Annotated in this window: 25 protein-coding genes; 2 read left to right on the forward strand and 23 right to left on the reverse strand. The window is 37.1% G+C overall.

Annotated elements, in window-relative coordinates:
- Window positions 1-6 precede the first annotated feature (6 nt).
- The 16 genes from MHI47_RS14535 to hprK all read right to left on the reverse strand — a co-directional run bounded on the left by MHI47_RS14535 (window position 7) and on the right by hprK (window position 14,472).
- Window positions 7-978 (reverse strand): gluconeogenesis factor YvcK family protein, encoded by a 972-nt coding sequence (locus MHI47_RS14535; RefSeq protein ID WP_093537663.1) that lies wholly within the window; start codon window positions 976-978, stop codon window positions 7-9.
- 4 nt (window positions 979-982) lie between these two features.
- Window positions 983-1,867, reverse strand: a complete 885-nt coding sequence (gene rapZ / locus MHI47_RS14540) for an RNase adapter RapZ (protein WP_093537662.1) — start codon at window positions 1,865-1,867, stop codon at window positions 983-985.
- Between the two features lie 3 nt (window positions 1,868-1,870).
- Complete coding sequence (locus tag MHI47_RS14545; RefSeq protein ID WP_093537661.1) at window positions 1,871-2,341, reverse strand: NUDIX hydrolase; 471 nt, start codon at window positions 2,339-2,341, stop codon at window positions 1,871-1,873.
- A 198-nt stretch (window positions 2,342-2,539) separates the two neighbouring features.
- Window positions 2,540-3,490 (reverse strand): thioredoxin-disulfide reductase, encoded by a 951-nt coding sequence (gene trxB, locus MHI47_RS14550; protein ID WP_340769894.1) that lies wholly within the window; start codon window positions 3,488-3,490, stop codon window positions 2,540-2,542.
- Window positions 3,491-3,563: 73 nt separating this feature from the next.
- Window positions 3,564-5,090 (reverse strand): tetratricopeptide repeat protein, encoded by a 1,527-nt coding sequence (locus tag MHI47_RS14555; protein WP_340831303.1) that lies wholly within the window; start codon window positions 5,088-5,090, stop codon window positions 3,564-3,566.
- A gap of 75 nt (window positions 5,091-5,165) precedes the next feature.
- Window positions 5,166-5,792 carry a bifunctional phosphoribosyl-AMP cyclohydrolase/phosphoribosyl-ATP diphosphatase HisIE gene (gene hisIE / locus MHI47_RS14560; protein ID WP_340831304.1) on the reverse strand — a complete coding sequence of 209 codons (627 nt, stop codon included), beginning with the start codon at window positions 5,790-5,792 and terminating at the stop codon, window positions 5,166-5,168.
- Window positions 5,793-5,839: 47 nt separating this feature from the next.
- Window positions 5,840-6,580 (reverse strand): 1-(5-phosphoribosyl)-5-[(5-phosphoribosylamino)methylideneamino]imidazole-4-carboxamide isomerase, encoded by a 741-nt coding sequence (hisA, locus tag MHI47_RS14565; protein ID WP_093537657.1) that lies wholly within the window; start codon window positions 6,578-6,580, stop codon window positions 5,840-5,842.
- 15 nt (window positions 6,581-6,595) lie between these two features.
- A complete protein-coding gene (hisB, locus tag MHI47_RS14570; protein WP_340831305.1) occupies window positions 6,596-7,192 on the reverse strand; it encodes an imidazoleglycerol-phosphate dehydratase HisB in 597 nt (198 codons plus the stop codon).
- Window positions 7,189-8,472: a histidinol dehydrogenase gene (gene hisD, locus MHI47_RS14575; protein WP_340831306.1), complete on the reverse strand. Its 1,284-nt coding sequence runs from the start codon at window positions 8,470-8,472 to the stop codon at window positions 7,189-7,191. The genes hisB and hisD overlap by 4 nt, the downstream gene beginning before the upstream one ends.
- A gap of 8 nt (window positions 8,473-8,480) precedes the next feature.
- The gene (gene hisG, locus MHI47_RS14580) at window positions 8,481-9,089 is read right to left on the reverse strand and encodes an ATP phosphoribosyltransferase (RefSeq protein ID WP_245762730.1); all 609 of its coding nucleotides are present in this window, start codon (window positions 9,087-9,089) and stop codon (window positions 8,481-8,483) included.
- A gap of 13 nt (window positions 9,090-9,102) precedes the next feature.
- Window positions 9,103-10,284: an ATP phosphoribosyltransferase regulatory subunit gene (locus MHI47_RS14585; RefSeq protein WP_340831307.1), complete on the reverse strand. Its 1,182-nt coding sequence runs from the start codon at window positions 10,282-10,284 to the stop codon at window positions 9,103-9,105.
- Between the two features lie 312 nt (window positions 10,285-10,596).
- The gene (locus tag MHI47_RS14590) at window positions 10,597-11,106 is read right to left on the reverse strand and encodes an acyltransferase (protein ID WP_340763209.1); all 510 of its coding nucleotides are present in this window, start codon (window positions 11,104-11,106) and stop codon (window positions 10,597-10,599) included.
- Window positions 11,103-11,753: a pyrophosphatase PpaX gene (gene ppaX / locus MHI47_RS14595; RefSeq protein ID WP_340831308.1), complete on the reverse strand. Its 651-nt coding sequence runs from the start codon at window positions 11,751-11,753 to the stop codon at window positions 11,103-11,105. Before ppaX ends, MHI47_RS14590 begins: the two co-directional genes overlap by 4 nt.
- Window positions 11,750-12,688 (reverse strand): nucleoside recognition domain-containing protein, encoded by a 939-nt coding sequence (locus MHI47_RS14600; protein ID WP_340831309.1) that lies wholly within the window; start codon window positions 12,686-12,688, stop codon window positions 11,750-11,752. Before MHI47_RS14600 ends, ppaX begins: the two co-directional genes overlap by 4 nt.
- A 15-nt stretch (window positions 12,689-12,703) precedes the next feature.
- Window positions 12,704-13,513 carry a prolipoprotein diacylglyceryl transferase gene (gene lgt, locus MHI47_RS14605; RefSeq protein ID WP_093537650.1) on the reverse strand — a complete coding sequence of 270 codons (810 nt, stop codon included), beginning with the start codon at window positions 13,511-13,513 and terminating at the stop codon, window positions 12,704-12,706.
- Window positions 13,514-13,536: 23 nt separating this feature from the next.
- Window positions 13,537-14,472, reverse strand: a complete 936-nt coding sequence (gene hprK / locus MHI47_RS14610) for an HPr(Ser) kinase/phosphatase (protein ID WP_340763212.1) — start codon at window positions 14,470-14,472, stop codon at window positions 13,537-13,539.
- A gap of 123 nt (window positions 14,473-14,595) precedes the next feature.
- Between hprK and MHI47_RS14615 the strand changes: the two genes are divergently transcribed.
- Window positions 14,596-15,147, forward strand: coding sequence for an N-acetylmuramoyl-L-alanine amidase family protein (locus MHI47_RS14615; RefSeq protein ID WP_340831310.1), 552 nt, complete (start codon window positions 14,596-14,598; stop codon window positions 15,145-15,147).
- 437 nt (window positions 15,148-15,584) lie between these two features.
- Here MHI47_RS14615 and MHI47_RS14620 read toward each other — a convergent pair whose 3' ends face one another.
- The 5 genes from MHI47_RS14620 to MHI47_RS14640 all read right to left on the reverse strand — a co-directional run bounded on the left by MHI47_RS14620 (window position 15,585) and on the right by MHI47_RS14640 (window position 23,739).
- Window positions 15,585-16,688 carry a DUF4097 family beta strand repeat-containing protein gene (locus tag MHI47_RS14620; protein WP_340763216.1) on the reverse strand — a complete coding sequence of 368 codons (1,104 nt, stop codon included), beginning with the start codon at window positions 16,686-16,688 and terminating at the stop codon, window positions 15,585-15,587.
- An 83-nt stretch (window positions 16,689-16,771) separates the two neighbouring features.
- The gene (uvrA, locus tag MHI47_RS14625; protein ID WP_093537646.1) at window positions 16,772-19,663 is read right to left on the reverse strand and encodes an excinuclease ABC subunit UvrA; all 2,892 of its coding nucleotides are present in this window, start codon (window positions 19,661-19,663) and stop codon (window positions 16,772-16,774) included.
- Window positions 19,664-19,669: 6 nt separating this feature from the next.
- The gene (uvrB, locus tag MHI47_RS14630) at window positions 19,670-21,652 is read right to left on the reverse strand and encodes an excinuclease ABC subunit UvrB (protein ID WP_093537645.1); all 1,983 of its coding nucleotides are present in this window, start codon (window positions 21,650-21,652) and stop codon (window positions 19,670-19,672) included.
- A 129-nt stretch (window positions 21,653-21,781) separates the two neighbouring features.
- Window positions 21,782-23,359, reverse strand: a complete 1,578-nt coding sequence (locus MHI47_RS14635; protein ID WP_340763218.1) for a M14 family zinc carboxypeptidase — start codon at window positions 23,357-23,359, stop codon at window positions 21,782-21,784.
- A 143-nt stretch (window positions 23,360-23,502) separates the two neighbouring features.
- Window positions 23,503-23,739, reverse strand: coding sequence for an IDEAL domain-containing protein (locus tag MHI47_RS14640; RefSeq protein WP_093537643.1), 237 nt, complete (start codon window positions 23,737-23,739; stop codon window positions 23,503-23,505).
- Window positions 23,740-23,917: 178 nt separating this feature from the next.
- Here MHI47_RS14640 and MHI47_RS14645 point away from each other — a divergent pair, with 178 nt between their 5' ends.
- Window positions 23,918-24,457, forward strand: a complete 540-nt coding sequence (locus MHI47_RS14645; protein WP_175496285.1) for a competence protein ComK — start codon at window positions 23,918-23,920, stop codon at window positions 24,455-24,457.
- Here the strand turns inward: MHI47_RS14645 and MHI47_RS14650 are convergent.
- Window positions 24,454-24,819, reverse strand: a complete 366-nt coding sequence (locus tag MHI47_RS14650) for a hypothetical protein (RefSeq protein WP_093537641.1) — start codon at window positions 24,817-24,819, stop codon at window positions 24,454-24,456. The genes MHI47_RS14645 and MHI47_RS14650 overlap by 4 nt on opposite strands.
- Window positions 24,820-24,978: 159 nt before the next feature.
- The gene (locus MHI47_RS14655; protein ID WP_340763219.1) at window positions 24,979-26,208 is read right to left on the reverse strand and encodes an EAL and HDOD domain-containing protein; all 1,230 of its coding nucleotides are present in this window, start codon (window positions 26,206-26,208) and stop codon (window positions 24,979-24,981) included.
- Between the last annotated feature and the right edge of the window lie 38 nt (window positions 26,209-26,246).

Here is a 26,246-nt window from a genome sequence, read left to right on the forward strand (position 1 = left end):
GACGGGTTAAGTTTTTAAACCGTCTGCGTATTCTACAAGCCATTTCGCCACTTCGGTTGCATCATGACGGACTGCACCGCCATGAACGACTGAAATGTCTTTTTTTACTATATCTATATTCAACTTTTTTAATTGGTCAATATCTATTTTAACAGGAGATGCTTGCTCTTGTTTATACATATACTGAACATTTTCGGGAATTTCTTCCTTACTTATCAACACAGCATCTAAGAAATTCTCTCCGACATGTTCGATCAGGGCATTTACATGATCATATGCAGAATAATTCCCTGTCTCCCCTGCCTGTGTCATTAAATTACATATATACACTTTCTTTGCGTTCGATTCCCTAATTGCTTGTTGAATATCTTGCACTAATAGATTAGGCAAAATACTAGTATATAGACTTCCTGGACCAATAACAATAACATCTGCCTGACGAATGACATTAATCGTTTCTGGCAGCGGTTTCACGTCCGTAGGAGTAATAAATACTTTTTCAATTTTTTTACCATACTTAGGGATTTTAGATTCTCCCGCAACGGTTGTTTGATCTTCAAACAATGCATGTAAAGTTACTATTTGATTGGCTGCAGGTAGAACTTTACCGCGAATATTTAGCACTCGACTCATTTCCGTTATGGCATGCGCAAAATCCCCTGTTATAGAGGTTAGGGCAGCTAACATTAAATTGCCTAGTGAATGACCTTTCAATTCCTCTGACTGAGAAAATCTATACTGAAACATTTCTTCTACTAAAGGCTCCACATCGGAAAGGGCTGCTAACACATTTCGAACATCCCCTGGAGGCGGTATATCATATTCATCACGTAGTCGCCCAGAGCTACCACCGTCATCTGCGACCGTTACAATTGCTGTAATATCCAGTGGAAATTTCTTTAAGCCACGAAGTAATGTAGACAGACCCGTACCTCCACCAAGTATCACCAATTTTTTACGATGTTTTGTAGATCTCATTCCTTCAATCCTTTCTAATAACAACATCGCGGTGCGTTACAAGGGTTTTGTCGTCTGCTTTCAATGACTTTCCAAAGTATTCGGCTAGCGTAACAGAGCGATGTTGCCCTCCGGTGCATCCAAAAGCAATAACTAGTTGGGTTTTACCTTCTCTTTTATATTGAGGAATCATGAATTGGAACAGATCTGTTAACTTTTCGATTAAGGTTTTAGTATCGATCCACTTTAATACGTAACTAGACACCTCTTCGTCAAGCCCAGATTTTAAGCGTAGCTCTTCTATATAGTAGGGATTAGGTAAAAAGCGTACGTCAAACACTAAGTCAGCATCTATCGGAATACCATGCTTGAATCCAAAAGACATGACGTTCACAGTGAACACTTGACTGCTTTTGGAGGAAAACTCTTCTTGTATTTTCTCTCTTAGTTCCCGTGGTTTCATCTTAGAAGTGTTGTAAATGTATTGTGCTCTTCCCTTTAAATCAGAAAGTAATTGTCGTTCCTTTTTAATACCTTCTAATGGTAATCCGGAGTTAGCGAGTGGATGCGATCGACGTGTTTCCTTGTATCGTCTAACTAGTACTTCGTCTCCGGCATCCAAAAATAGTAATTTCGGTGTCACCTTTGTTGCCTCTTCTAATTCATTAACAGAATCTGCTAATGAATTGAACATATCTCCACCACGCAAATCCATTACCACTGCGATATTCCGTGGTTGTTTGTTGGACTCTATCATAAGTTTGATAAAAGTACTTAATAGTTCTGGTGGTAAGTTATCAATACAATAATAGCCAAGGTCTTCAAAACTTTGGATAGCTACAGTCTTTCCAGCACCTGACATTCCTGTAATAATGACAACTTCTGTTTCGTGCTTTTGAAGACTATCCATTGTTTATTCTCCCTCCGTTGACTGCTGAATTGTTTCCTTTATTAAGGCAAAATTAGGTGTATATACAAAAGTTCCATATTGCATACCTTTTTCTTGCGCAGCAAATAATAGATTTGTTCGATCACCTTCGGCCATAGGAAGATGGTGTAAGCTTTCGACTGAATGCCATTCTAATATACCCTCGGTTGTTACTTCATAAGGTATACCTTCTATATCTCTAGCGACGAAGGTAAATAACATCCATTCATCTACACGCTTACCTTCTTCTTCGATAACCATTGTGTAAATTCCTTTTAAGTGTGGCTGTATAGGAACAGTATTAGTTTCTTCTGTAAATTCTCTTACGGCAGAAACTAGAATAGATTCTCCTATTTCCATCTTACCGCCTGGTGCCACATACCAATTTCTTCTTGGTTTTTTTAATAGTAGTACTTTATCATCTTTACATACGAGCAGGTTTGCTATTCTTTGCACAAATCTTCACTCCACATCTATCATGTGTTAATAAACTATATTATACATTAATTTTCATAAAAAGAGGCTGCTTCACGATTAATATCGCGAAACAGCCCGTTCAAATGTTTCTATATAAAAAGGGGGGTCAATTTATATTCTTTACTATACACTTTGTATATTTCAAGACGTTTACAATCAGATTAAAATAAAGTTAAATTAAGCGTTTGAGATTGTTTTGTCTTTCAATTTTTCAATATAGTGTTGCGCAGCTTGTGCAGCAATACTTCCGTCGCCTGTTGCAGTAACGATTTGACGAAGCATTTTCTCACGAACATCTCCTGCGCCGAATATCCCAGGTACAGTTGTTTCCATTTTTTCGTTTGTCACAATATACCCATTGTCATTTAAAATGCCTAAGTTTCCAAAAGGTTTTGTTAATGGAAGCATCCCTACATATACAAATACACCGTCTGTTTCAAATTCTTTTTCCGTACCGTCCACAGTAGACACTAATGTAACACTTGCTACTTTACCATCTTTGCCATGAATTTCTTTTAATGTTGTGTTCCAGATAAAATCAATTTTCTCGTTTGCAAATGCGCGATCTTGAAGAATTTTTTGTGCACGCAAAGTATCACGACGATGCACAATAGTTACTTTGTTTGCAAATTTCGTTAGGAACGCACCTTCTTCAACAGCAGAGTCTCCCCCACCTACAACTACAAGGTTTTTCTGTTTAAAGAAAGCTCCATCACAAACTGCACAATAACTAACTCCGCGGCCACCAAGCTCAGTTTCGCCCGGAATTCCCATTTTTTTATATTCCGCACCAGAAGAAATAATGACTGCTAATGCTTTATATTCTTTTCCACTTACCTTAACTGTTTTGTAAGCTTCTCCATCAACAATTTCTGACACATCGCCGTATGCATATTCCGCACCAAATTTTTTCGCATGATCAAACATTTTAGTAGAAAGCTCAGGTCCTAAGATCATTTCAAATCCAGGATAGTTTTCAACTTCTTCTGTGTTTGCCATTTGTCCACCTGGAATCCCACGTTCAATCATTAAAGTGGAAAGGTTTGCGCGTGAAGTATATACCGCCGCTGTCATTCCTGCTGGTCCAGCACCAATTATTATTACATCATAAATTTTATCTACAGTCATCTTCTATTCCTCCTACATACATTGCTACTATCCTCAATCTATAGGATTTTTTCATACGCTTCAACTATTTTGCCTACGCATCAAAAAGAGGCAAAAATGGCATTAGTTCGTTAATATATTTAGTCAATGTATTGGTCGTAATACCATATTGCTCGGCATAATATTTTTTCGTTACATTTTTAGAACGAGACGATTCAAACATATATTCCGTTGCCGCTGCTAATGCACTTGGATTTTTGAAGCTATAGCCTTTTTCTAGTGCACGTTCCACTAGTACAAACCACATTTGAAATAGAAATGTGTCTTCATGTTCCAACGGCTTATATTTATCATACAATAAATCTGTCGCTGCAATAGCCCGTAGGAAAGCTTTCTCCGCAGGAGATTTTTCATCAAAATCATGCCCCAATGAATTGGCCAGGAATAGTTTTTCCATCGTTGTTAGATTGTCTACAACAATCCATTTAGGATGTGAAATAATTTCTTGACGATGCTTGGATTTCCCTAACAAATAAAACCCATATATACGTTCACTCACATGCTTATGCTCGATCTTCTCTAAAATGTATTCCTTTTGAATTTTAGAAGCCGCATCATCTGATTCACTTTTCTGAGGTAACCAAGGTTCAAATCCAGCTTTTTCGGGATCTAGTTTTAATAACGACTTCCAAGCACTTTTAGCAATCTCTTCATGACCAGAGAAATAAGCAGAATGAGACAACCAGAAATAGAATCCTGGATCCCCTTCAAAACCTTTTCGCTGTAAACTTCTCAGCCATTTAAAGGCTTGATCATATTTGCCTATTAACGCAAATGTTGCACCTAACTTATAGCGATGTTCAACAAAGTAAGGGTTTATCTTTCCTAATAACTCTACGATTTCTTCCAGATCTTCTACATTTTTTTCATAGTAATGAATCACTGCTAAATTACATAGCGCGTGGATATTACCTCTATTTTCATGTAGGACATCATGTAATAAAGCTTTCGCTTGTTCCTCTTCGCCAATATAAAAATAAGCAAGCGCCAAATTATTAAATGCTGCCCAAAAATCTGGATGATCCACCACGATAGATTCTAATAGCTCTACCGCCTCTGCAAACTTCCCTTGTTCCATCAAACGTCTCGATTTTTCTTGTAAAAATAACGCTTCACCTGATGGTGCATCTACTTGAAGTGAAACTATATCTTCCTGCTCAGTGAAGTCAACAATTTCCATTGCTTCTTCCGTATATTCCCCTTGTATATCCATTTCCAAATACATCTGAGCAAATTTATTGGCCTCTACAAAATTCCCGAGATGGGCATTTACTTCCGCTAAAAAGAAAACTATTTCAGACTCATTACCATCAATAGCATGGGCACTTCTCAAAAGCTCATGAGCTAGTTCAAAATTATCTATCTCCATTTGTAATATCGCATATTGTAGCAATATCATGGGATCATTAGGACTAAGTTCTGCTGCTCGTTTTAAATATTTATGTGCTTTTTCATATTGGTCTTTTTGTAGTTCATCTAATGCTTTTTTATAGTAGTATTCACCCGTAGGTAAAAACGATATGATATTTTCTCTAAGTATTTTTTTACTTTTTTTATTCAATATAATCCTCCGAAAAATAATAAGGAACGTTAAAAACGTCCCTTATTAGTATATTCTTCAGTATATCACATATATTTATTTTTTATCTGCTTTGGCTTCATGTCTCTTCTGTAATACTTGCAGTAAGTCATAGAAACTGACTTGTTGGTTTTGTAAAAGAACTAGTAAATGATATAGAAGATCTGCCGCTTCCCACTTCAGTTCTTCTCCATCATTATTTTTGGAAGCAATAATAACTTCAGATGCCTCTTCCCCCACTTTTTTACAAATTTTATCTACACCCTTTTCAAATAAGTACGTTGTATACGCACCTTCTGGCATCGACTGCTGTCTTTCTTCGATAACATTAATAAGAGAGGAGATTGCATTAAAGCCTACCGTGTCATCCATTTTCTCTACTGTCTTATGGAAGCATGTATCTTCTCCAGTATGACAAGCAGGTCCCGCTGGCAGTACTTCTACTACTAATGCATCCGAGTCACAGTCTGTCTTAATAGAAACTACTTTTTGCGTATTTCCCGAAGTTTTGCCCTTATGCCAAAGTTCCTGTCTGCTACGGCTAAAAAACCATACTTCTCCGGTTTCTACCGTTTTTGCATAAGCTTCCTCATTCATATACGCAAGAGTTAATACTTCTCTTGTCATCGCGTGTTGCACAATTACAGGTATTAAACCTTTTTCATCAAATGTTAAATTAGTCATGATAGTTTTACTCCTCTTTCATTCGATATGACCGAATGGTTATTTACTTATTTAATCGATTCTTGAAGTGCTTCAGAAAGCGTAAACCGCTCATTGTACAATGCTTTACCTGTAATTACACCAGCAACTGTAGTCGTTTGCGCTAATTTTGCTACGGCTGCAATATCTTCTAACGAACTAATCCCACCCGATACAATAATAGATAATCCCGTTTCTTCAGCAAGTTCTTTGTTTGCCAGTAAGTTTGGTCCTTGAAGCGTTCCATCTGTTGCAATGTCCGTAAAGATAACGTGTTTGGCACCTTTAGAAGCAAAAAACTGACCGACCTCAACGGCAGATTGCGTAGAGGTTTCTAGCCACCCGTGTGTAGCCACCATGCCATCTTTTGCATCTAGTCCGATGACAATTCGGTCACCCCCGAATTCTTCCAATAACTCTACTACTAAGTCCGGTTGTGAAATAGCAAGACTTCCTATAATTACCCGATTTACACCGTTATTCAAATAAAATAAAACGTCCTCTTTTGTACGAATGCCTCCACCAATTTGTACACTAACTGGTAGCTCTTTTGCAATGCGTATAACTACGTCAGCATGAATTTTTTCACCATCTTTTGCCCCATCTAAATCCACTAGATGAATCCATGTAGCACCTTCATCCGCAAACTTCTTAGCCATATCGAATGGAGAATCTCCATAAACGGTTTCTTGCTCATAATCTCCCTGATACAGGCGGACACATTTTCCACCTTTCATATCAATTGCAGGGTAAACTTGAATCGACGTCATATTATTCTCTCCTTCTTATGTAAGTAGACCTTTTGTAGAAGGGACACCCTTCACTCGATCGTCTTTTGTAATAGCATCATCAATAGCTCGAGCCAATGCTTTGAAAATTGCTTCAATTATATGATGTGTATTTGCACCATAATGAACGATTACATGTACATTCATACGTGCCTCCAAGGCAAATTTCCAGAGAAATTCATGAACAAGTTCTGTATCAAAATTCCCTACTTTTTCAGTTGGAAACTGTGCACGAAACTCTAAATGTGGACGATTCGAAATATCAATGACTACTTGTGCTAAAGCATCATCCATTGGTACAAAGGCATTACCATAGCGTTTAATACCTGTTTTGTCTCCTAATGCTTCTTTTACCGCTTGTCCTAGAACAATACCGATGTCTTCTGTCGTATGGTGATCATCAATATATGTATCTCCCTTAGCTTTAATAGATGCATCAAATAAGCCATGCTTAGTAAATAAATCTAGCATGTGGTCCATAAATGGTACTCCTGTATCTATGTCCGCTTTCCCTTCACCATCTAAATCTATTTCAACCCATACTTTTGTTTCGTTCGTCATTCTTTCTATTTTTGCCGTTCTTTTGTTTGTCATTGTGAATCCCCCTTATCCCAACTTCTTGACTCTACAGACCTAGCATGCCCTTCTAATTGCTCTAGTCTCGCTAAGCGTGCAATTTTAGGATATTGCTCCTGCCACATTTCTTTCGAATAGTAGACGACACTTGTTTTCTTCACAAAATCATCTACACATAATCCACTTGAAAATCTTGCCGTGCTATTTGTCGGAAGTACATGATTGGTACCGGCAAAATAATCACCTACTGGCTCACTACTGAATCTCCCGATGAAAATAGCTCCAGCATGCTTAATTTTTTTACTGAGTTCCTCTGGTTGCTTTGTAATAATTTCCAAATGCTCTGGTGCAAGTTCATTAACCGCATCTACCGCTTGTTCTAATGATTCTGCAATATAGATATATCCGAAGTTTTCAATAGAAGCACGAGCAATTTCTTCTCTCGGAAGAAGCTTTAATTGTCTTTCTACTTCTGAGGAAACTTGTTCTGCCAGAGATTCACTTGTAGTAATTAAAACAGAGCTTGCAAATCGGTCGTGCTCTGCTTGCGCCAAAAGATCGGCTGCTACCTCGTCTGCATAGGCAGTTTCATCTGCAATTATCGTTATTTCACTTGGACCAGCTATCATATCGATTGCAACTCTACCAAACACTTCTCTTTTAGCAAGTGCTACAAAGCTATTTCCCGGTCCCGTAATCTTATCTACCGCTCTTATCGACTCAGTACCGTAGGCCAAAGCCGCTATAGCTTGAGCACCGCCAACTTTATATATTTCGGTAATGCCAGCTATACGAGCTGCTACTAATACTGAATCAGGTAGTTTTCCATTACTCGATGGTGGTGATACAATAACCACCCTGCCTACTCCTGCTACTAATGCAGGTATTGCGTTCATTAATACCGAGGAAGGATAAGCAGCTGTTCCACCCGGTACATATAAACCTACCGCATCTAATGGTGAAATTTTGTATTGAATATAAGAATTGTTAGCTAATGGAAAGTCTATTTGTTTGCGAACCTGCTCTGTATGAAATGCGCGAATATTAGCAGCTGCCTCTTCCAAATCACCTATCAATTGTCTATCAAAATTAGCATACGCTTCGTCTATCTCTTCTTTGGTTACTTTGAGTGATGTGAGTTTTGCGCCATCCCATTTTTCTGTGTAACGAAAAAGTGCTAGATCACCATTTTTTCGTACATCCGTAATTACCTCACGAACTGTCGTTAAATGATCGGCATTTGCTTGTTCCACCGAACGCAATAATGAAATTTTATTTGTAAGCTTTTCTATTCTCATAGGATTCCCTACCTTTTGTTCAATTCATTTTTTAGTTGTGCAATAAAAGCATTAATCCGTTCACTTTTTACTCGGTAGCTTACTGGATTGACGATCAACCGCGAGGAAATGGGTACAATTTTTTCATATTCTACTAAGCCATTTTCCTTAAGAGTCTGTCCAGTGGAAACAATGTCGACAATGCGATCTGCAAGACCGATCATTGGAGCCAGCTCAATCGATCCATTCAACTCTATGATTTCCACTTGCTCTCCTTTTTCCTTATAGAAGTTTGTTGCGATTCTAGGATACTTTGTAGCAACACGAGGAGCAATATCGTTCATCGTTGTGTTCGGAAGACCTGCAGTAGCAATATAACAATTACTAATTTGTAAATCTAACAGTTCATGGACATCACGATGCTGCTCTAGCAAAACATCCTTGCCCGCAATACCGATATCCGCTACACCATGTTCAACGTATACAGGTACATCCATCGGTTTTGCCAATATGAATTGAATGCGCTCGTCGGGAGCCTCTACGATTAACTTTCTAGAATCATCAATCTCGGCCGGTAAGTTAAATCCTGCTTGGACAAATAGTTTATATGCTTCTTCAAAAATACGCCCTTTTGGCATTGCAATTGTTAATTCATTCTTCACGGAAAGAACCACCTTCGGACACGATAATGACTTCATCGAAAATTTGTTTAAACGCTTCAATATCACTTACACTCTCCGCGTATTGCAGTGTCACATATTCGGATGCATTTCTTCTAGCTTCTGCTAACACATTCGCTTTAGAAAAAGAGCCTGTATCAAATAGAAGAAGTGTGCGCTTTTCTTTCATTAGTTGCTTCGGTAAAACTTCCAATAATCGATCTACTCGGATTCCAAATCCAGTAGCTCCTACTTTTTCGTTGAACTGTTTAAATAACTCATCATATCGACCACCATTTCCAATAGAGAAGCCACTTCCTGCCGCATGAATCTCAAACAGCATGCCTGTGTAATAGCTCATATGACTTGCCAAAGAGAAATCAAAAGATACAACCGAAAAGTCATTCAATTGGAATTCTAATAGAGCTTGAAGTTCTTCCACTTGATCAATCAAATATTGTTGATCATCATTAAGGAATTGACGGAAATCAGAAAATACATTGGAATCGATTGTAAATTCTATTATTTTACTTAGTCTGTCTTTTTGTTCTTCTAGTAAGTTCATGCTTTCTAACATTTGTGAGAAACCTACTAAATTCTTCTCAACTAATAGTTGTCTTAGCAATTCAACCTCTTCATTATTATTCGTGTTATTTGTCAAGAATGCCGTTAGAATTTCAGCGTGACCGATTGTAATTCGGAAGCCTTGAACTCCTAAATCCTTCAACAGTTCGATTGCTGTATAAATTATTTCACTATCAGCATAAGGACTAAAATCGCCAATTAGTTCGAGTCCTAGCTGCTCAAACTCTGCTGGTCTTCCGCCTTCTCGCTGTTGTGCTCGAAATACATCCGCATAGTATGCTAAGCGTAATGGATTTTTTTCCTTCAATAACTTAGAAGCTGCTATTCTAGCAATCGGCGTCGTCATATCGGGACGTAAAACTAGCATCTCGCCTTGGTTGTCTACTAGTTTAAACAATGATGATTCATCAATAGCGGAAGCCTTTCCTATTGTTTCGAAATACTCCACGGAAGGCGTTTTTATAAAGTCGTACCCTTTTCTTCGTATAAAGTCTCTTGCTGTTAATCGTATGTATTCTTTTTGTTCGTTTACTTCTGGAAACGAATCTCTCATTCCAAGAGGTTTTTCAAACATTTGAATTTTGCTCACATTACCACTCCTAAAAATACTTTAGTACACTAGAGAACTAACAAGATGAATTAATAAAATTTTATACTATTTTAACCATTTCGTCAACTTGTTGGTATTCCCTCTTTTTGAGTGAGATATTTTTAGTGGAGAGAATTTATCAGTGTTAATAAGGAACGAGATTGTTTAGTTGGAATTTTGGTCCTGGTAGTTGGAATTTTGAAGGGGGTAGTTGGAATTTTTGCATGTTTAGTTGGAATTTTGAGCCCTTTAGTTGGAATAGTAAATTTTTCCCACACAAAAAAGGCTATCCATTATAGGATAGCCTTTTCATTAGTTTTTACTTCGTTCTATCATTTGTTCTTTCGTATAAATAATGCGCATTGGGTTTCCTCCAACAAAGCATCCTTCTGGGACATCTGCATTGACAAGAGTTGCCGCAGAAACAATTGCGTCATCTCCAATTGTAATGCCAGGTAAAATGGTCGTATTTGCACCAATCAATACTCGATTACCAATTATGACATCACCGATACGATATTCATCGATTAAATATTCATGTGCTAGAATTGTCGTATTGTAGCCAATAATGGAATTGTCGCCTACTTTAATACGCTCTGGGAACATGACATCCACCATCACCATTAAAGCAAAAGAAGTTTCCTTTCCTACCTCCATTTTCAAAAAGGTCCGATAGAAAAAGTTCTTCCAACTTAAAAATGGGGAATATCTAGCCGCCTGTATAAAGATAAAATTTTTCATCACTTTCCAAAATGGAACAGTGTCATATACATGCCATAGAGAGTTTGCACCTTTTACAGGATAACGCTCGGTCCTTCTCATATATGCTGCCCTTTTACTATATCTAGTAGGTCACTCATTTGATGAAGCATATAAGTAGGATTATAAGTAGCTAAGTGTGCTTCTCCTTTGATGGACCAAGCTACAGCTGCTGTATCAACACCAGCTCTTTGCCCTCCTACAATATCATGAAAGTTGTCGCCAATCATCAGTGCGTCTTCTTTATTAGCTCCAATTCTTTGAAGTGCTATTTGGATTGGCTCAGGGTCGGGCTTAGTATGCGTAACATCCTCGAATCCAACAATCGTATCAAATAATGTTTCACACTCCATTAATTGGAGACCTCGATCAATCATTTCTCTTCTTTTAGTAGAAACAATGGCCATTTTATAGCCATCCTGCTTTAGTTGTCGTAAAGTATCTACGACACCTTCAAACGGTGCTACCATCTGGTCATGTCTTTCTAGGTTCCATTTACGATAAGAAGCAGTTAAAGTCTCCGTTAATGTTGGATCTATTCCATCAAATGTTTCATATAATGGTGGACCTAAAAAAGGTAGCACATGCTCCCGACTATATTTCCCCGGAAATGTTTCTCCTAATACGTGTAAAAAAGATTCAATAATTAGTTCGTTCGTATCTAATAATGTGCCGTCTAAATCAAAAAGTAGTGCTTTATAGTTTTTCACGGGACTACCACTTCCTTATGTTTACTTTGCTCCGCTTTCCTCCAAACATAAGCAACTACAATTGTTAATACGAAAGCGGTTATTAATCTTATTAATAGTAATGGCCATATCGGAATTCCTAATGGCATAAAGATCAATGTATCCTCGACCACTGCGTGACATGCCACTAAGAATATAAAGACCAATGTTGCATCCTTTTTACTAACTCCATCCTCTTGCACTGCTTGAATCATTACACCTGCGCCATAAGCAAGCCCAATCGTCAGGCCTGCTACAAGTGTAAGAGAAGCATTTGGTTGTACGCCAATAACTTTCGTAAAGGGAGCTAGCTTTTCTGAGAACTTTTGCAAGTAATTTCGGTCTTTCATAAATTGGATGATGACCATTAATGGTATAACGATTAGCGCTAATTGTATAACACCGAACGTTGCCTTCTGTAAGCCAAGCAAAATAATTTCTCCCCATCCATCAGGAACTTGCTGACTTACTTTTAGCGCGCCATATTTTGCTACCTCTCCGCCTCCTTGCCACACAAGATTAATAATGACAGCAGAAAGGATTGCCAAACCAAATCGTACAACCAAAACAACCCATAATTTCACTCCAACGCGAAGGGCAACTCCAGTTTCAATGAAAATATTATGTGAAAAGGAAAGCATTGTCGCTAATATGAAAACTTCTTTTACAGTTAACTCCAAAGATAGTATACCTGCGATCCCGGCATATAAATTTAATGCGTTTCCTAGCACTAAAGGAATTGCTGCTTCTCCCCGAAGTCCCAATAACCCCATAAACGGCGAGATGAAATCAATAATCCAAGGAAGAACAGGAGTATATTGTAAAATCACTACAATTAATGTAATCGGGAAGATTACTTTACTTAATGTCCATGTTGTTTTAAGACCAGCTAACAGTCCGTTTTTCAACGTCCCCATCTTATCCCAGCTTTCTTACTTATCCTGATAATGAACAACAGGTTTGACTGTCATTCTTCTATATATAAATACAATTAGAGCAACTACAATGGTCACTATTGAAACGACCTGTGCAGTTCGCAACTCCCCTATTAAATAGAGACTGTCCGTACGCATTCCTTCGATGAAGAATCGGCCAATAGAATACCACACTGCATAAAACAGCACCATTTCCCCTCGACGTAAATTTACTTTTCGAAGCAATATTAATATGATCACGCCTACAAAATTCCAGATGGATTCATATAAAAAAGTTGGGTGATAATATTTTCCATCTATATACATTTGTTCAATAATCCAATTGGGAAGCATTAAATTTTCTAAGAAAGTTCTCGTAACTTCTCCACCATGAGCTTCTTGATTGATGAAATTTCCCCACCGACCAATAGCCTGACCGATTAAAATACTCGGTGCTACTATATCTGCAACCTTCCAAAAAGAAGAGCCGCGTTTTTTGGTGAAAATATAGGCCGTGATAAACGATCCTATCAACGCCCCATGAATGGCAATTCCACCATTCCAAATTTCAATAATTTTGCCAGGGTTTTGACCATAGAAATCCCATTTAAAAATAACATAGTAAATTCGCGCACTAAGAATAGCAATGGGAACCGCCCAAATAAGTAAATCGGTTAAATAATCCGGATGAAATCCTCGTTTTACCATTTCTTTTTGTGCCACGAAAAATGCTAATACGATACCTAGAGCAATGATTACTCCATACCAACGTACTGATAACGGTCCTAGCGAAAAAGCTACTGGATCAATTATTTGTAACAAACTCATATGTATCTCCCTTCAAGCATCATTTAATAATCCACTTCTGTATTTTGTTCTATAACATCATTTAGGCGTTTAGCGAAATCTTCCGCAGCATTTACACCCATTTTTTTCAATCGATGATTCATGGCTGCCACTTCAATTATAACTGCTATATTTCGACCAGGGCGAACTGGAACAGTTAACTTCGTAATTGCTGTATTAATAATTTCCATTTTCTCTTCTTCTAGACCTAGGCGATCATATGTCTTTTTCTCATCCCAGATTTCTAATTCGATTACAAGCGTTATACGTTTATAACTCCGAATTGCACTTGCTCCAAATAAGGTCATTATGTCGATAATACCTAATCCGCGGATTTCTAAAAGATGCTCGATTAACTGCGGCGCACTTCCAACTAGCGTGTCCTCGCCCTCTTGTCTAATCTCTACACAATCATCCGCTACTAAACGGTGACCCCTTTTCACTAACTCTAACGCCGTTTCACTTTTTCCGACTCCACTTTTTCCGGTGATTAGCACCCCAACCCCATAAATATCTACAAGTACCCCATGTACTGCAGTTGAAGGCGCTAACCTACTTTCTAAAAAGTTTGTAAGCATACTTGAAAATCTTGTAGTAGGCAAACTTGTCGTTAATACAGGAACCGAACTTTCATTGGATGCAGCGATTAACTCCTTCGGTACTTCCATTCCGTGTGAGACAATGATGACCGGTGTATCTTGTGCACAAAGCCTTCTCATTCGTTCACTTTTTTCTTTTGGCTGTAGTAAAGCAAAAAAAGAAATCTCTGTCTTTCCTAAAAGCTGTATACGATTTGAAGGATAATGTGTAAAGTAACCTGCAATTTCAATTCCTGGTCTGGAAATATCACTCATGGAAATGTGACGTCCAATACCTTCTTCCCCACTTATTAATGTGAGATTCAAATGCTCTTTTATATCTTTCGTCGTCACATGTGACATACCCCTTAACTCCCTTCGTCCTACATTTGCAAACCTAGTACTTATTTTATCATGATTGTCTACTTAAATTGTATCCATTTATCTTTTCTTCTTCTATTTAAGAGAGGAAGGGAGGTTTTTCCGATGAAAATTATGTTGGATGCAGGCCACGGACCTAATACTGCGGGGAAACGTACACTAGATGGAAAAATGAAAGAATTTGAATTTAATGAGGCTGTTGCACAGTTTGTGAAAAAGGAACTGACTGCTTTCGGACTAATAGTTATTAATAGTCATGACAGAGGGAGGGATGTTCCTTTAAACGAAAGAACAGCGTTAGCAAATAAACTGGGAGTGGATGCATTTATTTCTATCCATGCAAATGCATTCGGGACAACATGGAATAATACGAGTGGAATTGAAACCTTCACCTATACGAAGCCTTCCAAACAGTCCACTATTCTCGCATCGCTGATCCAAAACTCTTTATGCTCGATTACCAGAAGATCGAATAGAGGAGTGAAAAAAGCAGACTTTGCGGTTGTTCGAGATACAAGAATGCCTGCAGTACTAGTGGAATGTGGATTCATGACGAATAAAAATGAAGCAATCTTACTTCAATCCACGAATTACAGAATGCACTGCGCAAAAGCCATCACCTATGCAATTCTATGTTGGATTCAACAGAAACGTTAAACTTGAAAAGATATACTGTAAAAAATACGTCCATACATAGGTATGGCGTTGTTTTCCGCTCTGGTCGGACGCTTTCCGTGGGCACGGCTTCAATCTCCTCGTCACTACGAAAACACGTGCTCCTGCTGTTCCCACTGGAGTCACCGACCTGCGCTCCAATCAACAATATCCACTTGAGGTAAACGAATAACTGACTACAATAGTACGTATTTATTCATAAGTTTATATGGAAATAATTAATGTTGAAATGAACTCTAGTACAAAGAGCGTTAAGTGAAGACTCCGCAGGAACGTACCAATGGAACAAAGGATAAGTACGCCACATTGTGTAGCAACTCCCGCGGTAAGCGTCCATCTAAAACGGAAATCCGTAATATCATTTTATTATCTTTGCACATAAAAAAATGGAGGGGGATATTATCCCCCTCCATTTTTTCTTATTCTCCTTCTACTGTATAACGGACAACAACAGATCCTGTTTTTGCGTCACCGTATACTCGTAAAGGTACAGCTTCGGAATCGACTATTTTCGTGAATCCAACCTTTTTGTTTAACAGCTGCTCAGATTGATTTAAGTGCGTAACATCAGCCAATTGAACATCTATCTTACCAATTTGGGAAGTAGCTTCGCCTTTAATCGAAACATCTTTTGGAATATACAGTTCGACCGTTCCAGCTACTGCCGTTCCTTCTATTTTACGGGCTGCTTTATCTTTTGTTGTTAAAATAACATGTCCACTTACCGATGAGCCCTCAATTTCTTTAAGCTTGCCATCTACGTAAATACGACCATTCATCGTCTCTACTTCAATTGTTTCTCCTACAACCCTTTGAACTTGAACCGATCCATTAACCGTTTCTATATCAGCTCTTTCAAACTTCAAGTCCTCTAATTCTACTTTTCCGTTTGTAGTCTTCACTTTAAATGAATTCGCTTCTAAATTCTTAGCTAAGAACTCACCATTAAACAATCGAGCAGAAATATAGTTATACTCTTTAGTTGGTACATATAACGTTACTTGAACAGAAGTGGTTTTCATATCACTATACAGACGTAATTTGTTTCCTTCTGTTGTAAATATAAACTCCTCACGGAAACGTGCCTTTGCTTCCTCTTCAGATGAATTCTTAAAGGATTTAACTTTGACACTAGCATGCGCATGCTTTTCTTCCGACGGAAGTACTTCCACTTTACCATTCGCAATATTAATAGAGATATCTGTGAAATCTACATCCGCTTGGACGAATTCTTCTTCAAATACAACCGGTTCTCCAAATGGCATTTCAAAATCTTTCATTTTGTCGACGGTACCTTGCATAAACTGCATAAATCTTTCACCCATCACGGTAAAATCACGCTTCAAGTCCTCGACGAAATCCGTATTATTATTCGATGACTTTTTATATTCTTTTTCCTCAGGGACAAACGGTGTAACAGGTGCTGTTTGTTTTCCAAGCTCTTCTAGTAATGCCAATGCTTCTTGTGCAGTAATCGTGCCATTTTCAACCATATCTAAAATACGTTTTCGTTCTTCTTGCATAGTGAAAGGCCTCCTCATGAATTTATACTATAAATCATTTTTACTTACATTACTTTATACGAATGAAAAATCAAAAAGTTTCATCATGTAGTGGATACTGGACTTTTTTTCTTTTTAGTTGCTTTCGCTACAACATCATCCATCCGTTGTCGATCTCTTTCTAAAACGGTTTTCAAGTACTTCCCTGTATAGGAATCTTTTGATGCAGCAATTTTTTCAGGTGAACCTACCGCAATGATGGTACCACCCTTTTCTCCACCTTCAGGTCCTAAATCAATCATATAATCTGCTGTTTTAATGACATCTAAATTATGCTCAATTACTAGCACGCTATCACCGTTATCTACTAAACGTTGAAGTACGATCAATAATCTTGCGATATCATCTACATGCAGACCCGTAGTTGGCTCATCTAAAATATAAAATGACTTCCCGTTAGAGCGCTTGTGTAATTCAGAAGCCAGTTTAACCCGCTGTGCCTCACCACCAGAAAGTGTTGTAGCAGGTTGTCCTAATTCCATATACCCTAATCCTACATCTACGATCGTTTTTATCTTCCGACTTATTTTTGGATGGTTCTCAAAAAAGGCATAGCCATCCTCTGCAGTCATTTTTAAAATATCCGCTATATTTTTACCTTTGTAATGTACTTCTAGTGTTTCACGATTATATCTTTTACCATGACAGACTTCGCATGGCACATAGACATCTGGCAAGAAATGCATTTCAATTTTGAGTATTCCATCTCCGCGACATGCCTCACAGCGGCCGCCTTTTACATTGAAGCTAAATCTTCCTTTTTTATACCCTCTTACTTTTGCTTCATTTGTTGTTGCAAAAAGGTCTCGTATATCATCAAACACTCCAGTATAGGTAGCGGGATTAGATCTTGGGGTACGACCTATTGGCGATTGGTCAATTTCAATTACTTTTTCTAACATTTCTATACCCTCAACACCTTTACTAATACCAGGTTTTACTCGAGAGCGATTTAACTTCTGTGCTAATGATTTATATAATATTTCGTTGACTAATGTACTTTTACCAGATCCTGAAACTCCTGTAACAGCGGTAAATACGCCTAACGGAATATCTACACTGACATTTTTTAAGTTGTTTTCAGAAGCGCCTTTTATTTTGATAAAGCGACCGTCTGGTTTTCTTCTTTCAGCTGGAAGTGGAATGAACTTTTTCCCGCTTAAATATTGTCCTGTTAGTGACTTTTTGTTTTTCATCACTTGTTCAGGAGTTCCTGCAGCGATTATCTCTCCACCATGCACTCCTGCACCAGGTCCCACATCAATCAAATAGTCAGCAGCCATCATTGTATCTTCATCATGCTCTACTACAATTAAGGTATTTCCTATATCTCTCATGTTTTTTAGCGTCTCAATTAATCGATCGTTATCCCGCTGATGTAAACCAATAGAAGGTTCATCTAAAATATATAACACACCAGTCAGTCTTGATCCGATTTGAGTAGCTAAACGAATACGTTGGGCTTCACCTCCGGATAGAGTTCCTGAAGCACGGTTCAATGTTAAATAGTCTAATCCCACATTTTCTAAAAATCCTAATCGTTCATGAATTTCTCTCAACACAAGACGAGCAATTTGCATATCTTTTTCTGATAAGGACAACTCCGCGAAAAATTTATTTGCTTCTTCAATGGAGAACCTTGTAATTTCACCGATATGAAGGGAATTTATTTTTACCGCAAGCGTTTCCTCTTTTAAACGATAACCTTTACATGCTGGGCAATCGTGTTGCTCCATATATTTTTCCATTTGCTCACGAATATAATCCGATGATGTATCTTTGAATCTGCGTTCAATATTAGCAAGGACACCTTCAAATGACATTTCACTATCACGAACTTGGCCAAATTCATTTTCATAGCGAAAACGAATTTTATCGTCCCCTGATCCATACAAAATTTTGTTCCATTGATCGATTGGTAATTTTTCAACTGGAACATTCATTTTTATTTTGTAATGCTTACAAACGGCTTCTAATAGCTTCGGGTAATACTGAGAGCTTGTTGGTTGCCATGCGACAATTGCTCCATCTGCTAAGGAAATACTTTTATCTGGAACGACTAATTCCGCATCTACTTCTAACTTAGTACCAAGTCCGTCACACTGCCCACAAGCTCCAAAGGGACTGTTGAACGAGAACATACGAGGCTCTAATTCTCCGATAGAAAAACCACATATTGGACAGGCATGATGTTCACTAAATAGAACTTCTTCGTGCTCCATGACATCTATTAAAACTCTACCATCTGCAAGTCTTAGTGCAGACTCTAGGGAATCACTAAGTCTTGGGGCAACTCCTTCTTTCATGATAATTCGGTCGATAACCACTTCAATATTATGTTTTTTATTTTTGTCTAGATTGATATCATCATCTAAATCGATTAACTCCCCATCAATACGTACTCGAACGAAGCCTTCTTTTTTCATCTCTTCCAAAAGTTTGACATGCGTTCCTTTACGACCTGAAACAATGGGTGCTAACACTTGCATCTTTGTTTTTTCGGGGTATTCACTTAAGCGATCGACCATTTGTTCAATCGTTTGTGATGAAATTTCAATACCATGATTGGGACATATCGGTTTTCCAACTCGCGCATACAATAGTCGCATATAATCATAAATTTCCGTCACCGTTGCTACAGTGGAGCGTGGATTTTTACTCGTTGTTTTTTGATCGATGGAAATAGCTGGTGATAAACCCTCAATAACATCAACATCTGGCTTTTCCATTTGTCCTAAAAATTGTCGTGCATACGCAGACAATGACTCTACATAGCGTCTTTGACCTTCCGCGTAGATAGTATCAAAAGCTAAAGAAGACTTACCAGAGCCAGAAAGTCCAGTCATGACTACTAGCTTGTCTCTTGGTATTTTCAAGCTAACATTTTTTAAATTATTTGCACGTGCACCTTGAATAACGATTTCTTGATTTTTCAATACATATCACCCTTCCAGCTTCAGTTCCAAAATAGCATCCCGTAATTCTGCAGCTCGTTCAAAATTAAGTGCTTTAGCTGCATCTTTCATTTCTTTCTCTAATTTGTTTAGAAGTGTTGCTTTTTCTTCTTTCGATAGTGGTTTTCCACTCATTAATCGTTGAGCATATGTTTCTTCCTCTTCCGCAACTTTTGTTGCACGGATAACATCGTTTATTTTCTTTTTAATTGTTATTGGTGTAATACCATGTTTTTCGTTATACTCCATTTGAATTGTCCGGCGACGTTGCGTTTCATCAATCGCTTTTCGCATGGAGTCCGTCATTTTGTCCGCATACATAATTACTTCCCCATTTGAGTTACGGGCGGCACGACCAATTGTTTGTATTAAAGAACGTTCAGAACGTAAAAATCCTTCTTTATCAGCATCTAATATAGCTACTAAAGAAACTTCCGGTATATCTATACCTTCTCGTAATAAGTTAATCCCTATTATTACATCGTACGTACCTAGACGGAGCTGTCGAATAATTTCTGTGCGTTCTAGAGTTTTTACTTCCGAATGTAAGTACTGAACCTTAATTCCTATTTCTTTTAAGTAATCGGTTAAATCCTCTGACATTTTTTTAGTTAGTGTGGTGATTATTACTCGCTCATTTTTGGCAGATCTCTCATGAATTTCATTGATCAAATCATCTATTTGTCCTTCAATAGGCTTGACAGTTATGACAGGATCTAAAAGTCCAGTTGGTCGGATAATTTGCTCTACCATTTCTGGTGTATGCTCCAACTCATAAGGACCTGGTGTTGCCGAAACAAATATAGCTTGGTTTATATGTTTTTCATATTCATTAAAAGTTAAAGGTCTGTTGTCTAGTGCAGATGGCAATCGAAAACCGTAATTTACAAGCACAGATTTTCTAGCTTGGTCACCATTATACATTCCTCTTACTTGAGGTAATGAAACGTGACTTTCATCTACTACGAGTAAAAAGTCTTTTGGAAAATAATCTAGTAATGTATATGGAACTGCTCCAGCCTCTCTTAAAGTTAAATGGCGGGAGTAGTTTTCTATGCCTGAACAAAAGCCCATTTCTTCCATCATTTCTAAATCATATCTTGTACGCTGCTCTAATCGTTGTGCTTCTAACAGCTTATCCTCGCTGCGTAAGTAAGCCAGCTGTTCTTCCAATTCTTTTTCAATATTAGCTATCGCTAGCTTCATCTTTTCTTCCCGAGTAACGAAATGGGATGCAGGAAAGATAGCAACATGATCTCGTTCTCCTAAAATTTCTCCCGTAAGCGCGTTAACTTCACGAATCCGATCAATCTCATCTCCGAAAAATTCTACACGAAGACATCTTTCATCACGTGAAGCGGGGAAAATTTCTACTACATCACCGCGAACACGAAACTTTCCACGTACGAAGTTTAAATCGTTTCGTTCATATTGAATGTCGACGAGTTTACGTAATAACTGATTGCGTTCAATTTCCATTCCCGTTCTTAGCGATACGACCATTTCATTATATTCTTCTGGATTCCCTAATCCGTAAATACAGGATACAGACGCAATAATAATAACGTCTTTTCTTTCGAATAAAGAAGAGGTTGCAGAATGGCGAAGCTTATCTATTTCCTCATTGACACTGGAGTCTTTTTCTATAAATGTATCGGTTGAAGGAACATACGCTTCTGGTTGAAAATAATCATAGTAACTTACAAAGTACTCAACCGCATTGTTAGGAAAAAACTCTTTAAATTCGTTATATAATTGACCTGCTAATGTTTTGTTATGTGCCATCACTAGCGTTGGTTTGTTTATCTGTTGGATAACATTTGAAATAGTATATGTTTTACCAGTACCTGTCGCACCTAGTAAGGTTTGATATCTTTTTCCTTCTTTAACACCCGCAACTAGTTCTTTTATCGCTTCGATTTGATCTCCCGCTGGCTCATACGGAGCTTGTAATTCGAATATTTGTTCCATACATAAGCCTCCCATTTTTTGAATAATTTCAGTTTAACATACTCTTTTTTTGTTTCCTAATAAAACGAACATACGTTTTTTATCTATAATAAAAGTCACTGATATCAGTGACTTTTGTTAATTCCATTATTATCTTTTAGATGCTTCTTGCGCTAAATATAAGCCTACTTTGTTGTTCTGCCTCCAGATAGCATCCCACTTCGATAAAGGCACAGGAATATCTCCTACATACGGAGAAATTTCTAATGTGATACCTGGCATTTTCGTTTGTTGGATAAACCAATCAGCAGATGCCCCTGAACCGGGCAAATATTGAGGAGGCATTACTTTGTAGCCAGTGAGCTTTGATAATGTTTTTGCCAATGCTTGATCTCGCTTGGATTCTGCTTGCTTTTGATAGTTAAACCAGTACATAATTTGACCTGAAGAATGGTAAGAAATATACGTTTTAAATTTGTGTTTTTTGACGAAATCTCGAAATGCTTGTGACTCTGGTTCACTAAAAGCACTAGGTCCTTTATATGCCATATATGCAGGTTTCTTATGACCGCCGGTAATCTTATCCCAACCAGACGCAAAGTTATCATTTAAATCTACTCCACGAATATTGGATTTCCACCTATTAAAATTAGTACTTCCATTTATCTTTGTAGCAAGTGCCCCATTTTTTAACGATTTTGGTCCGGATTGAACAAGTTTTACACCATCAGGATTCATCATGGGGATAAACCAAATAGCAGTTTGATCCAATGTCTCACGAACATTATATCCACCATAAACAGATTTGTTTTTGTAATGAATGCTATATGTGTCAATCATTTCAACTACAACGTTTGTCGTCATATGCTCGCGAGCATGTAAAGAACCATCTAGTAGAACTTCCTTTTTGCCGTTTCCTATTTTCATCGCATACATAGGGGTACCTTCTACAGATTTACCTATTTGCTCGAGCTTTGTAAACTCTGGATATAATGTTGCAACTACTTGAAGTAAATAAGTCATTTCTTCATAAGTTAAAACTTTTTTCGGTTGCAATAAATCCATATGGACAAAATCATTCATATTTATCCTTGCCTCTTGTCCAAGAAAATAAATAACACCTTTACTCTTTTCTAATGCTATTAAATCCACTGATTGATTGGCGGAAAGAGTTGCTATTTGGATTAATTGTTTATTGTAAATAGGTACCTCATCACGATTATATAATTTCATTGGATATTTCGCTTTTTTGCTAGTATCTATTATAGGTTCCGTCGTCGTAGGAATCGTACCTGCCAGTGGAATATAGTATACTTCTTTACCCACTTCTACTAAATGATAGACAGAAGCAGTTTTAGTACGAGTTAAAACAGCTTCTTTTAACAGAATTCCTTTTTGCACTAGCTTTCCTTTTGTCATAATATAGTATGGGATTTGATCCTCCACTACTTTAAAACTCATTCGCTCTTGTTCAAACAAAGTGCTTGCTTGACTACTATGGATAAATCCTTGTACTCCATTAAAATCAATTTTATAATATCCTTCCTGTAAACCTGTTGTTTCGTACACATCAGCTTTTGTACCATCTAATAATATAGAAGAATCAATGGAGGCATCCGTTAGTACTTGATAGGTATCAAGGGTTTTAATATCCCATCTGTCTTCTGCTTGGACAATAGTTGGTAGAATTAATAGTAAAAATAATGCTGTCAGCAAACAACGTTTCATTTATTGCATCCTCCTTCTTTAACACTTATAGTGGTAAATCTTTCAACTTCTCTTAGCTTAACGTACTATTTTGTCAAAAGAAATAGAATTTTGCGATATAAAAAAACCACTTCAATAGAAGTGGTTTTTTACGTTAGATTTGATTATTTAGGACTGTTTAGTTGATGAAGTGCAGTTGTATAATCCATAAATGCTGCCATGTCTTTCTGATCCAATGCCTCATCTATTAATGTTAAGAGACGTTTACTACTTTGTTCCCGGTGGATTATGTTCAAAAACATATCAAGATATATTTCGTTTAACAAATTTTCAGCAGAGCTTTCCTTCCCTGCCTGGCCCATTGCTTTCAAGAAATCTGCATATGAATATTGTTTGTCCATCTCCATCACCCCGATGTCTTTTTTCTATTATATAAAAGCAACGAGCTACTTGCAATCATTTTTAGAAAATTAAGATTACATAGTTAATATGTAATATTCCGAAATTTCGGTATATATACTTGCTTTACTTCCAATATTAACTATAATTGAGGTATATAATACAAAGGGGTGGATTTTTATGTCGAATAAAGCAGAAGAAAAATCTTATTTTATTTCATTTGAAACCGCTGTACTTCAACCTTTTATAGTGAATAATATGATATTTACGAAAGTAACTAACTTTTCAGGTGAATCCCATATTATAGGTAAAAAGCCTTTTGATATTGTTCGTCACTCTTGTTCTTTTTATGGCTCTTCGTTTCAGCATACAGTACGATTATCGAGAGATGCGATTGGAAATTATTTAAAGTTACCAATTCTTATAGCGCATGACTTCGGAAATCCATGTATTTTCTTACCAATACTCTCGCCAAAATCTGATTTAAATGTGTGGTTCTCTTTGAAGGCAATAGCAGGATTTTATCCGTCTGAGGAAGGTTGTGTCGTTGTTTTAACAAATGGCCAAAAAATAATTGTTCCTTCTTCTCCACAAACAATAAGTAGACAGGTCGGATTTGCTAATATACTAAATATGCATTTACTGAAACGGATGAGCTATTTAATAAACACTGGTTACACCACGCAAACTCCACGAATTCAAAAAGACACACAGTACTAACGAAGTTTTTCTACTACTGCCAAATATATAGATAGTAGTTCTTCAACTCTATTGCGGAGACGAACATTTAAGTAACGACGATGTTCTTCATAGCCACCATGAAAAAATACATACTCTGTGAACATATCATCTCCTTCTCCCCGAAGAACTTTCATACTGTGACGCTTCATGTACATATGCGTCTGTTTTAACTCTTTTTGTACTTGCTTTCCTGCTTCTTCTACTAAAACGATATACGGACGCTTCAATTTAAATGGAGCATTTTCAAAAATAGTCCGATCTTTTTCTAAAATAGTCAAGACCATTGGAAGATAAATCATGTTTTCAAGATATGGAATTGCCTCTTCCGGTATTAATGGCATAACTACTCCTCCTTCTCCTTTTAGGAACGTACGTTCTTATTTTTAATTGTACTACTTTTATCGGAAAAAGCAACAAACGAGTTATTGGTATATAAATGAAACATTAGAAAAAACAATCACTAAAAAGAACAACTGCCATCTCTAAAATGGCAGTTGTTCTTAAGCTACTATATCCATAGCCCACCTACGGGCTTCTAAATAATATTTGTTTAATGTAATATGATCAATACCCATAGCTCCAGCACCTGCAATCATAGCATTCCATCTAACTTCGTCGCATGCTACGGCAAGTTCTAAATAAGGAGTCATATCGGTACTTTTTCCTGCTAGCGTCTCTATTACCTCATCTGTGAGAGGCAGTTCTTGAAGCAAAAGAGTCATCTTTTGATGCAATAATGTATCTATTAAAGAAAACATTCCTACAAGAAAATATTCAGAAGAGTTTCGTAATGAATGATTTTTGGCTAACAGCTCACAAAACTTCGCACGGAATAAGGATGCTTCAATTAGAGCCATGCCATCGCCATTTGAATTTACGGTCGACTCTCTTAACATTAATACATATAACCAATGATTCAATTCTTCTAAGCCCAACATCACTACAGCTTGTTTAATGGAACGAATCTTAGATCTTTTTCTGGAGGTTGGGGAGTTAATAATTTTCAAAACTTTAAAGGAAAGCGACACATCACGCTCTATTTCCTCTGCTATTTGTTCAATAGAAGAAACTGGGTCACTAAGTAAGCTAATAATACGAAAATACTGTGCCATATTAGCTGGTACATCTGTTCCTTTAATAATTTCAGGTTTAGCAAAAAAGTACCCTTGGAATAACCCGTATCCAGCTTCTTTTGCCTGATAAAATTCTTCACGCGTTTCTACTTTTTCAGCTAACAGAACAATATGAGGATAATTGTTCTTCACAATTTTTTCAATTACTTGTCTTTCAGAAGGTTTACTCAACATGAAATCTACTTTTATAAAATTAACTAAACTAAATAATTCATCATATAAATTTATATTTTCATGTAATATAAAATCATCCAATGCAATTAAAAATCCGAGTTTTTTAATATATTTAAGCTTTTCAATTAAAGTCGGCGTAATCGAAATATCCTCTAGAACTTCCACAACAACACGTTTAGGTGGAATCTTGTCAAATACTGTATTATCTAATAAGTTTTCTGTAAAGTTAATAAAGCATAATTTTTCTCCAACAAGGTTGTTTATACCAATCGTTAAAAATGAATGAGTTAATACCTCTAAAGTCGCAAAATCTCCGTCTGTAATAGGAAATACATTCGTACCACTATTACGATACAATAATTCAAAGGCAAAAATATGCTCATTTTTTGTAAAGATTGGTTGTCTTGCCACAAAAACATCCATACAAACTCCTCAAATCCTAAATATTCAATATGTCTATT

The organism is Psychrobacillus sp. FSL H8-0487, assembly GCF_038008385.1.
Lineage (GTDB): Bacteria > Bacillota > Bacilli > Bacillales_A > Planococcaceae > Psychrobacillus > Psychrobacillus psychrotolerans.

Excerpts from the sequence above, each read along its gene's own strand:
- MHI47_RS14535 (WP_093537663.1), bottom strand. The coding sequence starts at position 978 with ATGAGATCTACAAAACATCGTAAAAAATTGGTGATACTTGGTGGAGGT.
- rapZ (WP_093537662.1), bottom strand. The coding sequence starts at position 1,867 with ATGGATAGTCTTCAAAAGCACGAAACAGAAGTTGTCATTATTACAGGA.
- trxB (WP_340769894.1), bottom strand. The coding sequence starts at position 3,490 with ATGACTGTAGATAAAATTTATGATGTAATAATAATTGGTGCTGGACCA.
- hisIE (WP_340831304.1), bottom strand. The coding sequence starts at position 5,792 with ATGACTAATTTAACATTTGATGAAAAAGGTTTAATACCTGTAATTGTG.
- hisA (WP_093537657.1), bottom strand. The coding sequence starts at position 6,580 with ATGACGTCGATTCAAGTTTACCCTGCAATTGATATGAAAGGTGGAAAA.
- hisB (WP_340831305.1), bottom strand. The coding sequence starts at position 7,192 with ATGACAAACAAAAGAACGGCAAAAATAGAAAGAATGACGAACGAAACA.
- hisD (WP_340831306.1), bottom strand. The coding sequence starts at position 8,472 with ATGAGAATAGAAAAGCTTACAAATAAAATTTCATTATTGCGTTCGGTG.
- hisG (WP_245762730.1), bottom strand. The coding sequence starts at position 9,089 with ATGCCAAAAGGGCGTATTTTTGAAGAAGCATATAAACTATTTGTCCAA.
- MHI47_RS14590 (WP_340763209.1), bottom strand. The coding sequence starts at position 11,106 with ATGAGAAGGACCGAGCGTTATCCTGTAAAAGGTGCAAACTCTCTATGG.
- MHI47_RS14600 (WP_340831309.1), bottom strand. The coding sequence starts at position 12,688 with ATGGGGACGTTGAAAAACGGACTGTTAGCTGGTCTTAAAACAACATGG.
- lgt (WP_093537650.1), bottom strand. The coding sequence starts at position 13,513 with ATGAGTTTGTTACAAATAATTGATCCAGTAGCTTTTTCGCTAGGACCG.
- hprK (WP_340763212.1), bottom strand. The coding sequence starts at position 14,472 with ATGTCACATGTGACGACGAAAGATATAAAAGAGCATTTGAATCTCACA.
- MHI47_RS14615 (WP_340831310.1), top strand. The coding sequence starts at position 14,596 with ATGAAAATTATGTTGGATGCAGGCCACGGACCTAATACTGCGGGGAAA.
- MHI47_RS14620 (WP_340763216.1), bottom strand. The coding sequence starts at position 16,688 with ATGCAAGAAGAACGAAAACGTATTTTAGATATGGTTGAAAATGGCACG.
- uvrB (WP_093537645.1), bottom strand. The coding sequence starts at position 21,652 with ATGGAACAAATATTCGAATTACAAGCTCCGTATGAGCCAGCGGGAGAT.
- MHI47_RS14635 (WP_340763218.1), bottom strand. The coding sequence starts at position 23,359 with ATGAAACGTTGTTTGCTGACAGCATTATTTTTACTATTAATTCTACCA.
- MHI47_RS14640 (WP_093537643.1), bottom strand. The coding sequence starts at position 23,739 with ATGGACAAACAATATTCATATGCAGATTTCTTGAAAGCAATGGGCCAG.
- MHI47_RS14645 (WP_175496285.1), top strand. The coding sequence starts at position 23,918 with ATGTCGAATAAAGCAGAAGAAAAATCTTATTTTATTTCATTTGAAACC.
- MHI47_RS14650 (WP_093537641.1), bottom strand. The coding sequence starts at position 24,819 with ATGCCATTAATACCGGAAGAGGCAATTCCATATCTTGAAAACATGATT.
- MHI47_RS14655 (WP_340763219.1), bottom strand. The coding sequence starts at position 26,208 with ATGGATGTTTTTGTGGCAAGACAACCAATCTTTACAAAAAATGAGCAT.